This window comes from Caballeronia terrestris, from assembly GCF_001544515.1.
GTDB classification, from domain to species: domain Bacteria; phylum Pseudomonadota; class Gammaproteobacteria; order Burkholderiales; family Burkholderiaceae; genus Caballeronia; species Caballeronia terrestris.
Genome location: NZ_FCOL02000099.1, coordinates 1 through 12,614 on the forward strand (window position 1 = coordinate 1; position 12,614 = coordinate 12,614).

The following is a 12,614-nucleotide window of genomic DNA, read 5'->3' on the forward strand; positions in this document are numbered from 1 at the left end:
GGTGGGGCTGATCGCCGCGGAGGAGGGCATCGAAATCGCCCTCGTCGTCAAGTACGCGTATCAGCCGATGCCGGCGCAGAAGAGCGCGTCGCAGGCGAATCCGTGGCTGCTGTCGCTGTGGATGGCGCTCGACAAGCGGCTCGTCAAGGTCAGCCACGACGCGTTCGAGGCCGCGCCTTTGGCGGCGACGCTGCCGAACGTGCCGACGTTGAACGTCGAAGTGGAAAGCAAGGAATGCGGTGACCATTTCGATGTGCGCGATTTGACGCGAATCGCGGGCTACGGCATCACCGTTTTCCTGCGGCTCGGGCCGCTGCGTCCCTGCGGCGAGATCTTCGATACCGCTTCTTGCGGCATCTGGTCGTATCGGCATGGCGATGAACCTGTCGAGCGCGCTGGACCCGTCGGCGTGTGGGACATCCTGCTCGACCGCACGACGACGGCCTCAGCCTTGCAGTTCCAGACCCGCGCCGGCGAGCGCGAGCATACGCTGCAAAGATCGTGGTCGATGACGTATCCCGTGTCGATTCACCGGAATCGCAGCCATTGCTACTGGAAGACGCTTTCGTTCGCGCCGCGCAAGTTGCGCGAGTTGAAGCAGATTGGCGTGGAAAACTTCCGGATGAAGTACACGAAGGCCGAAGCGGTTCCGGCGTTCTATTCCGGCGAGCAGATCGCCGAGCCGAAGACCAGCGGTGGCTATGGCAAGTTCATCGGCCAGTTGCTGGCGCGCACCACCGCGAAGAAGGCGAGCAGCCTGCGCACCTTTGAACAGTGGATGCTGCTGTATCACTTCGGCAAGAAAGACGATCTGCCTGACCGTCTTTTCGAGTTCAAGGAATTGCTGCCGCCCAAGGACCGTTTTTGGGCGGACCCGTTCGTCGTCGAAAGAAATGGCGAGTATGCGGTGTTTATCGAAGAGCTCGAGTATTCGAAGAACCGGGGGCATCTGTCGGTTATCCGTTTCGATGAAAACGATCAACCGGTCTTACCACCCGTCAAGATTCTGGAGCGGCCGTATCACCTGTCGTATCCCTTCATGATCGAAGAGGACGGCGAGCTCTACATGATTCCGGAGACGAACGAGAGCAAGGCGATCGAGATCTATCGGTGCACGCATTTCCCGGATAAGTGGGAACACGTCATGAACCTGATGGACGACGTCATGGCCGTCGATACGACGATCTGGCGTCAGGATGGCAAGTACTGGCTCTTCGCCTGCATGCGGGAAAGCGAGCATGCGCCGCTTTCGGATGAGCTGTTTTTGTTCTGGTCGGATTCGTTGCTGACGCAGGATTGGCATCCGCATCTTTGCAATCCGATCGTTTCGGATATTCGGTCGGCTCGGCCCGGCGGGAATATCTTCGAGCACCAGGGGCAGTGGTATCGGCCTGCGCAGGATTGCAGCGGGAAGTACGGGCGCGCGATGTCGTTTCAACGCATCGATGTGATCGATGAGACCAGTTACAAGGAAACTCCGGTGAGTCGCATCGAGGCGAACTGGGATGCGAGTATCGATCGCGTTCACACGTTCAATCGCACCGGGCGATTGACGCTCATCGATGGGATGAAGACGCGGACGCGTGCGAAAGCTGCTTAGCTGCTTAAGGCTTGCCCCTGTTCGGGGCAACACTTACTTTCTTTGCCGCAATCCGGCCGCGTTCTAATGCTCCGACGCAAGACAAGCTAAAACCGATCGCTCGGTTTTAGCTTAAGGCGTGTTTCCGGACGGTGAAAACACCGTCCATCTGCATCACATTATTGCGTTTCGGCCAGCGGGATCGTGAACCTCCGGCCAGTCTGAGCGAACGCTTTTAACGCCCTCGTTCTTTACCGATCCCCAGTAGTTCAACTCCGACTCGCTTTGACATTTAATGTCCCTCAGTGCGACAAGCTTGTTGTATTGCTGGCGCTCTCGAATTGCCCCGCTTCGAACCAACGCGCAAAGAAAAAGAACAACGATAAGCCAGACTGAAACTGTAGAAATTATTATGGTTGTGCTCATGACGAACCCTTACGGGAATATAATTGGAAAGCACAAACGACTGTATGGCATTCAATGCAGAAAGCTTGGCTCCTTGGATTGACTGATTGCCATGCTGGTCTCCGGTTTTTATGTATTTGATCCCGACTTTAGAGCCTAAGCCACGCTCCTTCTGCGGCAATCTGCACACAGAAACAAAACCACGCGGCATTGCGCCGACAAAAGACACGCGGATCGCTTAAGCGTCGTGGAATCTTGGCGCAGCCGATCTCGTGTCGCGCTCGGCCCTCGGCCAAGTACTTTCGACTGGAACGTGATGCTATTCTTTATGGAATTCCGAGCCGGAGACCCGCCATGCCTCGCGCTTCGTTCGACCTTGCCCGAGCCAGTGCCGCTGTCAAAGCCGGTGGCGTGCTGTCCGCCCTCCTGCGAGCCGATAAGGGCGCGTTTTATATCGAGCTGGAAACGCGCGAGTCGGGCGTGGCCGAACTCGTCACGTCGAACGGCCGCGAGCGGCGCGCGTTTCGCGATCCCGGCCAGGCGCTCAAAGTCGTGCGTCAGCTAGGCGTGGCGACGGGCCGTTTCGCGCTCGAGGACTGGGACGCTAACGCACCGAAGCCTCGCGCCTGGACTCGTCCGGACCAGTCGGCCGACATGAAGGCCAGGCACGAGCGCGCCGAACGCGACGCCGAGTTCGAGGCGGACGTGCTGCAAGCCCTTGCCGAAGCCGGGGATCCGAACGTCCAGAAGATCGCGCACGAGCAGGCGATGGCGCTGCTCGATGCGAAGGTCGCTGAGATCCAGAAGAAGGCCAAGCACAAGGGTCGTGCATGATCGTCGTGTGGTTGCCGCGTGCCATCGAGCAGTTGCTGTCGATCATCGACTACATCAGCAAGGACAATCCAGGCGTCCCCATCGAGCTTGCACAGACGATCCGCGAGCGCGCCGATACGCTTTCGACCTATCCGAACGCTATCGTGCCGGGCGCATCAAGGGCACGCGCGAACTTGTTGTGATGCCGAATTACTTCGTGGTTTATCGCGTGACCGAGCAGGTCGAAATTCTGCGGGCGCGGCATGCGCGCAAGCAGGAGCGCTGGAGTTTGAAGTGGGCGGCATCAACGCTCCTTTACATATCCCCGCTATTTCACCCCTTTGATCATCCAATGACGCGCATATTCGAATAGCGTCGGGTGATACCACAGGCGTGAGGGAAGCACGCCCGATCGCACATTAACCCGGCTTGTAACAGCGTCGTCGATAGCGGCACGCATCAGCGGAACGGCAGCCGCCAATTGATGGATTGGATAGGTATTGAAGTTATCGTGCTTTTCCGGACGTATCGTTTGCTGATAAAGAACTCCACCGGTATCGATACCCTGATCGACTAAATGAACGGTCACCCCGCAGTTTTCCACATCGCCATTCGCGAGCGCCCAATAGCCGCCATGCACGCCGCGATATTTCGGCGTGATGCCCATATGGGTGTTGTTGAACCGGACGTCGACGGCTGCCAGCACATCCCGTGACAGAATCCTCGTTCCGTTGACGACCACCACGTCCGGCCTGGCCTGCCTGAGCACCTCGATCGCCTGCTCGCTGTTGATGCTGCTCACCTTCGACACCACGTGCGACGGTATCGCGTTGCGATTCATCCCGTAGCGCTGCAAAAGCTGATCGACGCGCTTCGCCGAGAACTTTGCGGCGAACTTGTTCGTGACCACGAATAACAACTGTCCGGCGGTTCTGAATACGCCCAGCCGCGTGATCCTTCTCGATATCAAACGGGTCGCCGAAGGCTTGGCCTCCATGATGACCCGCTCGATATTCACGACACCCACGAGGCTGTTATACATCAGGACCGACGAGAGTCCTTCTCCGCATAGCAATACTACGCGCGGCTTATTGCTTTCCATGCGTTTTCCCCCAAATCACTCAGTTCGCCCATGTTCAACGAGCGAAAGCCATAAGTTCTGTTCAGCGCGCGATAATGCTCGGCGATCTTCTTGAGAAACTCGATGTTTCGAGCAGTGTCTTTTCCGAAATTATGCGGATGCCACCAGAGGTGATAAAGCCGTTTGTTGACAGCTGCGTCCGTCATCGCCTTTTTGATGCGACGCAGTCGCAGGCCTTCAAAAGCAGCCAGCTTCCGGGAATACGGTCGCAGAAAGCTGCTCGCCGGAAAGTTGAACGGCGCACGCGGAATGCAAGAATCGAATGTATGCGTGTTGTGCCCCGAAACATTTAGATAGGCATCCACAAGGCGAATCGCTCTCTTGAATCTTCCCTGGCCTGCTGCGTCCGACGCTTCATTTGCGAAGTTCGCGTGGCCGAGCCATTCCTGGACCGAGGCAATATCGGCGTCGTGTTCGAGCGTATTGGTGGCGGCGGTCGCCCGCAGACTGTGGACGCGAAAACCGTGAACCTTGATCCTAGACTTTGCCACGTAGCCGAGCACAATCTTGTAGACACCATCGGCGGAGAGCGCCGCACCCGTTTGTCGGCGAGCCGGAAGTGCGGGGCGTCCTATACATCGCGGTTGCCGGCGATTTCCAAGTAGAATTGAATTTTATCGGCGCTGTCCGGATTCAGCGGCAGATAGCGTAGTTTGTTGCCTTTGCCGTGGATCCGCAAATGCGACACGCCGCGCCGGTCGTTCATGTCCTTCACTTTCAACAGGCACAGCTCCTCGGGGCGCAGGCCGTGAAGCAGCGGCACCGAAAGCCGCGCGCGATCGCGCTTGCCCTTGAGGATTGCCGGGTCCGGCGCATCGAGCAGTGCGCACGCCTGGTGATCGCCGATCGCCGGGTCTTCCCTTCGTTGCCGTCGACCTTCGGCCGCTTCGTCCCTTTGACCAGGTTGAGAGCGGCCGCGTTCTTTTCGCACAGGTATTCGAATAGCGACGACAGCGCCGCCAACTTGCGCCGGATGGTGGCGCGCGACAGCGCCCGCTCTTCGAGCGTCTTGCGCCACGCCAGCACATGTGCGCGGTTTACGAGGCGAAACTCGTCCGGTCGCATAATCCCCGCAAAGCCCATGAAGTCCTGCAGATCGATCCGGTACGCGCGGCGGGTGCGCGGATTGTCCAGATTGGCGAACCATTCGGCTTCCGCCGGCACGGCCGCCAGCCGGTGAAACTTAGGCCGCTGCAGCGCTCTGGAGGCAGCTTCCGCGGGCACAACTGGCGAATTGAGCCGGGTTACCATGCTTACTTATCGTCGGATGTGGATATTCAACAATTGTCTTCTGGAGAATGGATCGCTTCGACGACGCAAACCTTGACGGGAGCCTTGCGTTTCGCCCGCCGGCGGCCGCGCCGCTCGTCGGCACCGACGCCGCCAAGCGAAAAAGGCAATTGCTGAGAACTCGGTTTCGGCATCTCGCCGAGTTTCCTTAGCGCATGCTTACCTCCGTCGACCTTTCGTTTTGGCGACCGCCGCGTCGATGCGCGATCTTCTTGTATTCGGTGATATTCATCGAATCTTCACCGCCGACAAATACTGATCGCGTGCCTGCATGAGCGAATGCGCGGGTCGCAATATAGGATGACTCGACGCAAGGCCCCGCAGCGTAGTGATGAAGGACCAATGTCGTACTCGGCAGTCGGGACAGAAGTGCGCAGTCTCGTCGAGAAAACCGGTGAACCAGTCCCATCCGAGCGCGTCTTTCGAAAACTGATAAGCGGTCGTCTTGCAGATCGCACACGTTATCTGATCGTCCGCATGCGTCGAATGCAAGCCATAGACGATGCTCACCGCGTCGCGCTGATCTTCTGTCATCTCGATCTCCGAACGAGTTCGTGAAACGACAGTGTAGTCTTCTCCTTTCGCGCCGTACTGAATCGAGCGAAAACGCCCGAGCGACTAGACGTAATGGTCGCTGCTGACTGAACACCGCGAGGGCCCGTCTGGCGTATCGTGGGTTGCGCACCGAAGTGTGCCGAGCCACATACGCCTGGGGGTGCCAGGCGCAGAACTTCAGGAGACGGGCCATGGACCATGGTTATCAAGTTTTTTGTCGGACTGAACGTGCACAAGGACAGCGATCTCGATCGCAGTGTGCGAGCTCGGTCGGGAAGCCGCACCGTTTGCCGGCACAATCCGGCATGATGTGCTGACGCTGTTGAAGGTTCTGCGCAAGTACGGCGAAGCCGCACAGGTGAGCGTGGTGTACGAGGCGGGGCTAACCGGCTATGGCCTGTATCGCGAGCTCACCGGTCATGGCTACCAATGCCAAGTGATCGCTCCCTCGCTGACGCCACACCGCTGCCAGGAGGCCATCGAATGGAAACGTAATCCGGCGATGCGGTACGGCTCACGATAGGAAGGATCCTCGTCGACACTACGTACAGAAGGCCCTGCGGGCAACCTGCGTCACTAGAGCGAGGCAGATGGTATGGACGCCTCCCCCCGGAAACGGGTTGTCGCAAAGCTGCTGGGGAGAAGCCAGCGAAGTATGAATACGGGTTGGCGCACGTGTGCGACAGTGAGAATGCTCGTCAACCGTGCTCCGAGGAGATCCGAAATGAAGGGCGGCCTCGAGCCTGTCAGATTTCTTGTGTGTTGAGGTCATGAGACGATATCGAAAGGAACGCCTTTATGACCGAAACAACAAACATGACAAAGAAGAGCAAGAAACCGAGCCCGCCGAAGCTGTTTCCGGATGAGTTGATCGATCAACTGCTGGCCCAGGTGCAGAACAAGGATGCGGAGTCGATTCTCGGCGAATCGGGCGTGGCCGGACTGCTCAAGAAGCAACTCGCCGAGCGCATGCTGGCGGCGGAACTGACGCATCACCTGACGGCTGAGGTCGGGCAGGGCAAGGCCGGCAACCATCGCAATGGCACTAGCCCGAAGACGGTCATCACGCCCAATGGCGAGTTAAACCTGGACATCCCGCGCGATCGGCAGGCGACGTTCGAGCCGCAACTGGTCGGCAATACCAGCGCCGGCTGCCGGGATTCGACGATCATGTCATCAGCATGTATGCGCGCGGCATGAGCGTGCGCGAGATCCAGGGCCATCTGCTGGAGCTGTACGGGTTGGAGGTGTCGCCCGATCTGATTTCCACGGTCACTGACGAGGTGCTGGCCGAGGTCGAGCAGTGGCAGCAACGCCTGCTCAAGGCGATGTATCCGATCGTGTACTTTGACGCGCTGCGTCTGAAGATCCGCGACGAAGGCACGGTCAAGAACAAGGCGGTCTATTTGGCGCTGGGCATCCGTGCCGATGGCCGCAAGGAAGTGCTGGGCCTATGGATCGAGCAAACCGAAGGCGCCAAGTTCTGGCTGAAGGTCTTCAACGAACTGAAGAACCGCGGTTTGCACGACATCCTGATTGCGGTGGTCGATGGCTTGCGTGGCTTCCCCGAAGCGATCGAAGCGGTTTATCCGGCCGCCCAAATCCAGACCTGCATCGTGCATCTGATCCGCAATTCGCTGAATCTGGCGAGCTGGAAAGACCGCAAGCCGTTGGCTGGCGCGCTCAAGCCGATCTATCAGGCCGTCACGGCCGAAGCGGCGGCTGTGGCGCTCGACGCCTTTGCGCAAAGCGAGTGGGGCCGCAAATTTCCTACCGTCGCGGCGATGTGGCAGCGTCAATGGGAGCAGGTGATCCCGTTCTTCGCCTATCCGCCCGAAGTGCGTCGGATTATATATACGACCAACGCCATCGAAAGCATGCACATGCAGTTGCGCAAGATCGTCAAGAACCGCGGCCACTTCCCCACCGACGAAGCCGCCAGCAAGCTGCTGTATCTGGCCTTGCGCAACATCGAAAAGGATTGGAAGATGCCGCCTATCACCTGGCGGCAAGCAGTCAATCAGTTCGCCATTCTGTTCGGAGAGCGCTTCACCAACGCCATCAGCTGAGACTTTTTACAACGACCTCAGCACACGAAATTTCGAAGGTACTGACTGCAAGCCCTTTCTCACGGCAGAAACGTCGGGCGCCAAGACCGCTTCGTTTCCACGCCATGACCATCTCGCACCAGAATGCCTCGCCTTGCCGAGGACGTCGCGCCGTCCTCGGTCCCGCCGTCTCTTCGGTTGGGCCGACCATCGCATTGCTCCGCGGTCACGATGGCAACACCTTCGCGCGTGAAATCGCGTGGCTTAGCGACAACGGCTCCTGCTACATACGTTGATTCCAAGAAGATTGGCATGAAGGCTGTTACGACGCCGATCAGAAGCCCGTCACATACATGGACATTCCAAAAAATAGTGCATCGCCTGCACGCATTGCCTCAATAAGTCGTCAATTCATTCATCGATGACTCGCTGGCGGCGTCCGACATCCGGGGACCGTCTTCGATGGACATCGACGCGTCCGTAGTGGGGCTTGGAAAACAAGACGTCAAATAGGGCTAGCAGTGAAATACCCACGACACCACTGAAGACTACCGTCCCGATCAGGGTGATCCAATACATGTTTTCTCCGCGATTTTGCGTGCTTCGTTCAATTCGGTTTTGACTGGTCTCAAGTATTAATAAAGCGTCTCGCGGCTAATGCTGAGATCACAAGCCAAAATAGCCTTCTTTTCGCCAGTTGGAATTCGGGTCGTCAATGCCTGACGGATCTGAGCATTTCACGCGAGGCCTGCGACGGCGATGCCTTCGCGCTCGCGCTCACGAATCAGCCTTCTTCGCCGCGTACTTAAAGCGGACGTCCTTGATGACGGTGTGACAGTGAGCATGGACGGTTCGTAGTGCAGCGTCTCGCTGCGCTCATTGCCAATGCGCTCGAGTGCATCGATACGACCTTCTGTTCGTCGGTCAGATGTATCGGATGGGAGTGCGTGGCGGATTTTTCGATAGCATGGGCCGGCCCTTGCGGAGGTGGTCCTCGACCGGAAACTTGGCGGGCTCGGGCGGAGCCGCTGAAGCAGATCCTTCTTCGACTATGACCCCTCCACTCGCGCCGTTTGCGTCACTCAACGCTCGATTGGTTCGGTTGCACCTTTCTTATTCTGGACGTGAAGACGAGCGCGCACCCGGCGTTCGAGCGGCGCTTCGATCAGGAAATAGCAAAGGGCCAACGACGGCTGTAGCTACCACGAAAAGAATTCACAAGACGTCGCCCGGAATGTGGCGACTGCGATTGAGTTGCCCAGGCGTAAGCAATGACATCGCTATGCTAAATCGCCGAAAACCTTGGAGTACTCTCCCGCCTATCCGCTAGAAGCGTTCGATACCCCGTTCGTAGCAACGCATTCGGCTTGCACGAATGGAACGCTGGTACAACCACCAACACTGCCACAGTGTGATCCGTTTCCGTGACGCCGTCCCAGCGCCAAGCAAATCTCGACAACCCACCATCCCAGATCTCATTGCAAACCCGAATTCCAATGGTGAGGTGACAACTTGCTTGGCAACCTCCGGCCGCGTCTGCAGCGCGGGGCGGAGAGCGGGCATTCAACGTCCGCTGTGCCTGCGCTGATTTGCAAGTAGGGCATGGGCCAGAGGGGCGGCGGCTTGTTTGTCGCAAAAGCCGAACGCAATGGAGCCGTCAATTGCCGCCCTCATGTTATTTCGCTGGGCCCGCGGTTCGACTGCCGCGATAGATGCGATTCTGCTTTACCACATCATCCTAAAGTTCTTGACGTTTTTGCCGAAATCACGGCCATGAACCAAGAACGGAACGCCGAACTCGCTCACTTAACCTTTGATGCGTCGTCGATCGCGGGCGACGCGTACTGCAGCGCCAACAACGTCGAAGTCGAAGATCTGGCCGACGCGCCGATCGACGTCTTCGTAGACGTCCATTTGAACGAATACCGCGCGGTGTATTGGCTTGAGGACATCAATTACGGGTCGGTGGCCGATTGCAGCACGGGAAGCTTCTTTAGCCGCGCCGGCAAGATCGCCGGTCGCGTCGAGCGCCTTCTAACTCAAGCGTGTCAGACCATTAATCGTCGATTAACCACTCGGAACAACTGGCTAATCGACAACGCGGGCAAGCAAAATAACGCCATGTGCGCGATACAGCCCGACGTGGGAAACGTCTGGTGCAACGATACTTGCGGACACTTTGGTTACCTAGAGATCCTGCCGGGCGCCACCGACCGATACGGTCACGACCGTCAACGAAATCCCTATCAACGCCACTACGCCACTACTCCGGTGTCGCCATGATGGTGTTTCAAAAATTCGTCAAGGACGGCCCCACCGAAAACGACGGCGAGTCTTACTGCCTGATCCGCGTCGTTGATCTTCTGGTCTTTCCCTCCGTCTTCATCTTCCACGCCGCTGCCGTCTGGATGTTGATCAAGAGAAACAAGCTTGACCTGTCCAGCGTCGGCGCCGCACTCATCACGATGTGCGCCGTGGTTGCGATCGTGTTCGAAATCGTCATCACCATGAACACCATCACGGACGGAACATTGCAATAGGGATAACTATGAAAACTAATACTAAGCGCCGCAAGGTAATCTTGCTCAGCGCGGGACTAGTCGTGTCCGCGTGTGGTGGCGGCAACGAGGCAATTACAGCAGTGGATACGGACGGTGTGAATCCGCCCGCCACGAAGAAAGCCGCGAACACGACTTATATCAACGCCGGCAGCTACGCGAGCGGCAATGGTCGCACCGATGATACCGCGGGCATCATAAGGGCCGAGGCGGCGGCCCACGCGGCGAACCTGCCGCTGCTCTTTCCTTCGGGGAAAACGTTCCTGTATAGCGGCACCTTCAATACGCGCGTGTCGCTGTTAGGCTATGGCGCGACGTTGAAACAGCGGAGTTCGACTTTCGACGGCACGGTTGCCACAGTTCGTCTCAATGCGCTGACCAACGTATATGTCAAAGGGTTGACGATCGACAGCATCAACAAACGCATCGGCATACTGATTGAAGGCTGTATTGGCACTCAAATCACTGACGTCATCGCGATCAACAACGTCAATCAAGGCTTCGCCAACTACGCGAACGACGACACCACCTATCAAGGCTGCAAGGCGATTCACGTCCGGTACAACTTCACCTCGGTCCCGCAAGCCGGAGGTGCCGCCGATGGGTTCGGCTTCTTTGGCTGTAGCAACGTGACCGCCATTGATTGCCGCGCCGAAGACGTTCGCCGGATCGGCTTTGTTGCGGATTCGAATGGTACGGATGTTTGCGATCAGGTCACGTTTCTGCGCTGCTATACGTTTAACGCAAACCACTGTGACGACTCGACGACTGAGTATAACGGTGCGTTCTGGTGCGAAAACACTAACAACTTTTCAGCCACCGATTGTACGGGTGACAACATCTCGAGCGGCGTCGGCCAGACGTCTGGTCGCGTGATCGGTCTGATCATTTCGAATGGGCAAACCGGGCCGTGCGCGATCACTGTAGCCGGTTGCAAAATTTTGAACAACGCCACGCGCATGCCAAATGCGCTCATCACGCTTGCGCCCGATGTGGGGGCCCTCATCTGTCGTGATTGCTTCGGTTCGCACGGTTCGATCGGCTTGGTGATTGCTGGTCATTCGCCGACCCCGTTTGCCGTCAGCAACTTCACCTGGACCGACGTTACGACGCCGTTGGTGAGATGACGGTGATCGTCCTTACGTCGACTTCTATCTTGTCGTGGGTCCCCGGCTATGTCTTAGCGTTGTTGTAAGCGATCTGGAGGAAGCAGCTTTTGTGCAGGCAGAAAAATCGATGGCGCTATGCAAGGGCTCTTCCAAGGCGCCCTCGTTGTGGTCGTATTAAGGCGCGGTGGAAAGCAATATGGCTTGCGAGGCCTTCCAAAAGACATTCGCTGCCCTGTCATTAAGGTTTTGACGCCATACGAGAGACATAATGAAGAGGCAGTTTTAAACTGAAGTGCAACACGGGTTTAGTGTTTAGCGCCTTGAGGTTGAATTGCAGAAATGAGTGTCGCGACGAAGACCTCGAATGGAAATCGAAGGCGTGATTGCGCGAAGCCTGCTGCTGTCGGCAATGGCGTCGAGTTCGTCTTGACTGTTGACCGAAAGGTCCGTGCCTTTAGGTAAATATTGACCAAGCAATCCGTTGGTGTTTTCACAAACCGCGTTGCCAGGGACTGTGCGGGTCGCAGAAATACACCCTCACGCCGGTCGCAAAGCGATCTCTCCTTAACTGGCCGCTTTGGTGTCGGCGCAGCCGACCCGTGGCAAGCGGCCTACGAATTAAATTCCTGCCGGATTTCAACGCGCTGCAGAATCCCTTCGACTGCGCAGTACAGCCAATCTCGCCTCTTCGTCTTTGATTTGCTTTATCAACGGCAACGACCTTCGGGAGGTTCTGCTATAGACCAGACGCGCGCTGCTGGCCAAGCTGATCGGCGACTGTAGTCGTTGTAGAGTATTCCGCGCAAAACCCCCAAGAGCCTGGTAGTTCGGCCTGCCGGATGCAGTTGATGGGATCATCGGGAAACGGGCCGACGCGCCTTATTCTTTTGGCGTTCAGATGAATACGGCCGTTCCAGAATCTTGAGTGGTGGCAAGACTGGTTGATTGTTTTGATCGAAACATGTAACGCCCATCTGCTTCAGCTCGCACAACTTGCGCGGCGCGAAGGAAAAGCGTCTTCCAGTAACAATGGCTGCGATTCCGATGAATCGAGACCGAGTAGTCATGGACCACGACCTTTGCAGCGTACGCTCGCGCTCGCCTGCGCGAGTCTGG

General features: G+C 57.5%; 13 protein-coding genes and 3 pseudogenes. 8 read left to right on the plus strand and 8 right to left on the minus strand.

Annotated elements, in window-relative coordinates:
- From AWB67_RS41025 to AWB67_RS31910, 3 genes are all read left to right on the plus strand, one after another.
- Positions 1–1,600 (plus strand): glucosamine inositolphosphorylceramide transferase family protein (locus tag AWB67_RS41025; protein ID WP_087660072.1); only part of this gene is annotated, 1,600 nt, incomplete at its 5' end.
- Positions 1,601–2,338: 738 nt separating this feature from the next.
- A complete protein-coding gene (locus AWB67_RS31905; RefSeq protein ID WP_087660073.1) occupies positions 2,339–2,818 on the plus strand; it encodes a hypothetical protein in 480 nt (159 codons plus the stop codon).
- Complete coding sequence (locus tag AWB67_RS31910) at positions 2,815–3,000, plus strand: type II toxin-antitoxin system RelE/ParE family toxin (protein ID WP_327366847.1); 186 nt, start codon at positions 2,815–2,817, stop codon at positions 2,998–3,000. Before AWB67_RS31905 ends, AWB67_RS31910 begins: the two co-directional genes overlap by 4 nt.
- 125 nt (positions 3,001–3,125) lie before the next feature.
- Here AWB67_RS31910 and AWB67_RS31915 read toward each other — a convergent pair whose 3' ends face one another.
- The 5 genes from AWB67_RS31915 to AWB67_RS31925 all read right to left on the minus strand — a co-directional run bounded on the left by AWB67_RS31915 (position 3,126) and on the right by AWB67_RS31925 (position 5,762).
- Positions 3,126–3,899 carry a formyl transferase gene (locus AWB67_RS31915; RefSeq protein ID WP_200822361.1) on the minus strand — a complete coding sequence of 258 codons (774 nt, stop codon included), beginning with the start codon at positions 3,897–3,899 and terminating at the stop codon, positions 3,126–3,128.
- On the minus strand, positions 3,875–4,441 hold the full coding sequence (locus AWB67_RS43075) for a polysaccharide deacetylase family protein (protein ID WP_268808130.1): 567 nt from the start codon (positions 4,439–4,441) through the stop codon (positions 3,875–3,877). The genes AWB67_RS31915 and AWB67_RS43075 overlap by 25 nt, the downstream gene beginning before the upstream one ends.
- A gap of 68 nt (positions 4,442–4,509) precedes the next feature.
- The gene (locus AWB67_RS43080; RefSeq protein WP_268808131.1) at positions 4,510–4,761 is read right to left on the minus strand and encodes a tyrosine-type recombinase/integrase; all 252 of its coding nucleotides are present in this window, start codon (positions 4,759–4,761) and stop codon (positions 4,510–4,512) included.
- A complete protein-coding gene (locus AWB67_RS41540) occupies positions 4,656–5,189 on the minus strand; it encodes a site-specific integrase (RefSeq protein ID WP_200822362.1) in 534 nt (177 codons plus the stop codon). Before AWB67_RS41540 ends, AWB67_RS43080 begins: the two co-directional genes overlap by 106 nt.
- Before the next feature lie 267 nt (positions 5,190–5,456).
- Complete coding sequence (locus AWB67_RS31925; protein ID WP_087660075.1) at positions 5,457–5,762, minus strand: hypothetical protein; 306 nt, start codon at positions 5,760–5,762, stop codon at positions 5,457–5,459.
- 219 nt (positions 5,763–5,981) lie between these two features.
- Here AWB67_RS31925 and AWB67_RS31930 point away from each other — a divergent pair.
- Positions 5,982–6,291: pseudogene (locus AWB67_RS31930) on the plus strand (IS110-like element ISCARN28 family transposase); the annotation flags it as partial.
- 308 nt (positions 6,292–6,599) lie between these two features.
- Positions 6,600–7,852: pseudogene (locus AWB67_RS31935) on the plus strand (IS256 family transposase).
- Here AWB67_RS31935 and tnpA read toward each other — a convergent pair.
- Positions 7,845–8,042, minus strand: coding sequence for an IS66 family insertion sequence element accessory protein TnpA (gene tnpA, locus AWB67_RS43785; RefSeq protein WP_087660077.1), 198 nt, complete (start codon positions 8,040–8,042; stop codon positions 7,845–7,847). The pseudogene AWB67_RS31935 and the gene tnpA overlap by 8 nt on opposite strands.
- Positions 8,043–9,433: 1,391 nt before the next feature.
- On the opposite strand from tnpA, the gene AWB67_RS31945 reads away from it, so the two are divergent.
- The 3 genes from AWB67_RS31945 to AWB67_RS31955 are packed head-to-tail and all read left to right on the plus strand — an operon-like array spanning position 9,434 to position 11,516.
- A complete protein-coding gene (locus tag AWB67_RS31945; protein WP_125477761.1) occupies positions 9,434–10,114 on the plus strand; it encodes a hypothetical protein in 681 nt (226 codons plus the stop codon).
- A complete protein-coding gene (locus AWB67_RS31950; protein WP_125477762.1) occupies positions 10,111–10,371 on the plus strand; it encodes a hypothetical protein in 261 nt (86 codons plus the stop codon). Before AWB67_RS31945 ends, AWB67_RS31950 begins: the two co-directional genes overlap by 4 nt.
- Positions 10,372–10,379: 8 nt before the next feature.
- Positions 10,380–11,516 carry a hypothetical protein gene (locus AWB67_RS31955; RefSeq protein ID WP_125477763.1) on the plus strand — a complete coding sequence of 379 codons (1,137 nt, stop codon included), beginning with the start codon at positions 10,380–10,382 and terminating at the stop codon, positions 11,514–11,516.
- 287 nt (positions 11,517–11,803) lie between these two features.
- On the opposite strand, the pseudogene AWB67_RS43520 reads toward AWB67_RS31955, so the two are convergent.
- Positions 11,804–12,048: pseudogene (locus tag AWB67_RS43520) on the minus strand (transposase); the annotation flags it as partial.
- Between the two features lie 304 nt (positions 12,049–12,352).
- The coding region (locus tag AWB67_RS42325) for a hypothetical protein (protein ID WP_235025449.1) at positions 12,353–12,614 on the minus strand (262 nt) is incomplete at its 5' end.

What these genes read in the sequence shown, in the direction of transcription:
- AWB67_RS31905 (WP_087660073.1), top strand. Translation starts at nt 2,339, where the DNA reads ATGCCTCGCGCTTCGTTCGACCTTGCCCGAGCCAGTGCCGCTGTCAAA.
- AWB67_RS31910 (WP_327366847.1), top strand. Translation starts at nt 2,815, where the DNA reads ATGATCGTCGTGTGGTTGCCGCGTGCCATCGAGCAGTTGCTGTCGATC.
- AWB67_RS31915 (WP_200822361.1), bottom strand. Translation starts at nt 3,899, where the DNA reads ATGGAAAGCAATAAGCCGCGCGTAGTATTGCTATGCGGAGAAGGACTC.
- AWB67_RS41540 (WP_200822362.1), bottom strand. Translation starts at nt 5,189, where the DNA reads ATGGTAACCCGGCTCAATTCGCCAGTTGTGCCCGCGGAAGCTGCCTCC.
- AWB67_RS31925 (WP_087660075.1), bottom strand. Translation starts at nt 5,762, where the DNA reads ATGACAGAAGATCAGCGCGACGCGGTGAGCATCGTCTATGGCTTGCAT.
- tnpA (WP_087660077.1), bottom strand. Translation starts at nt 8,042, where the DNA reads ATGGTCGGCCCAACCGAAGAGACGGCGGGACCGAGGACGGCGCGACGT.
- AWB67_RS31945 (WP_125477761.1), top strand. Translation starts at nt 9,434, where the DNA reads ATGGGCCAGAGGGGCGGCGGCTTGTTTGTCGCAAAAGCCGAACGCAAT.
- AWB67_RS31950 (WP_125477762.1), top strand. Translation starts at nt 10,111, where the DNA reads ATGATGGTGTTTCAAAAATTCGTCAAGGACGGCCCCACCGAAAACGAC.
- AWB67_RS31955 (WP_125477763.1), top strand. Translation starts at nt 10,380, where the DNA reads ATGAAAACTAATACTAAGCGCCGCAAGGTAATCTTGCTCAGCGCGGGA.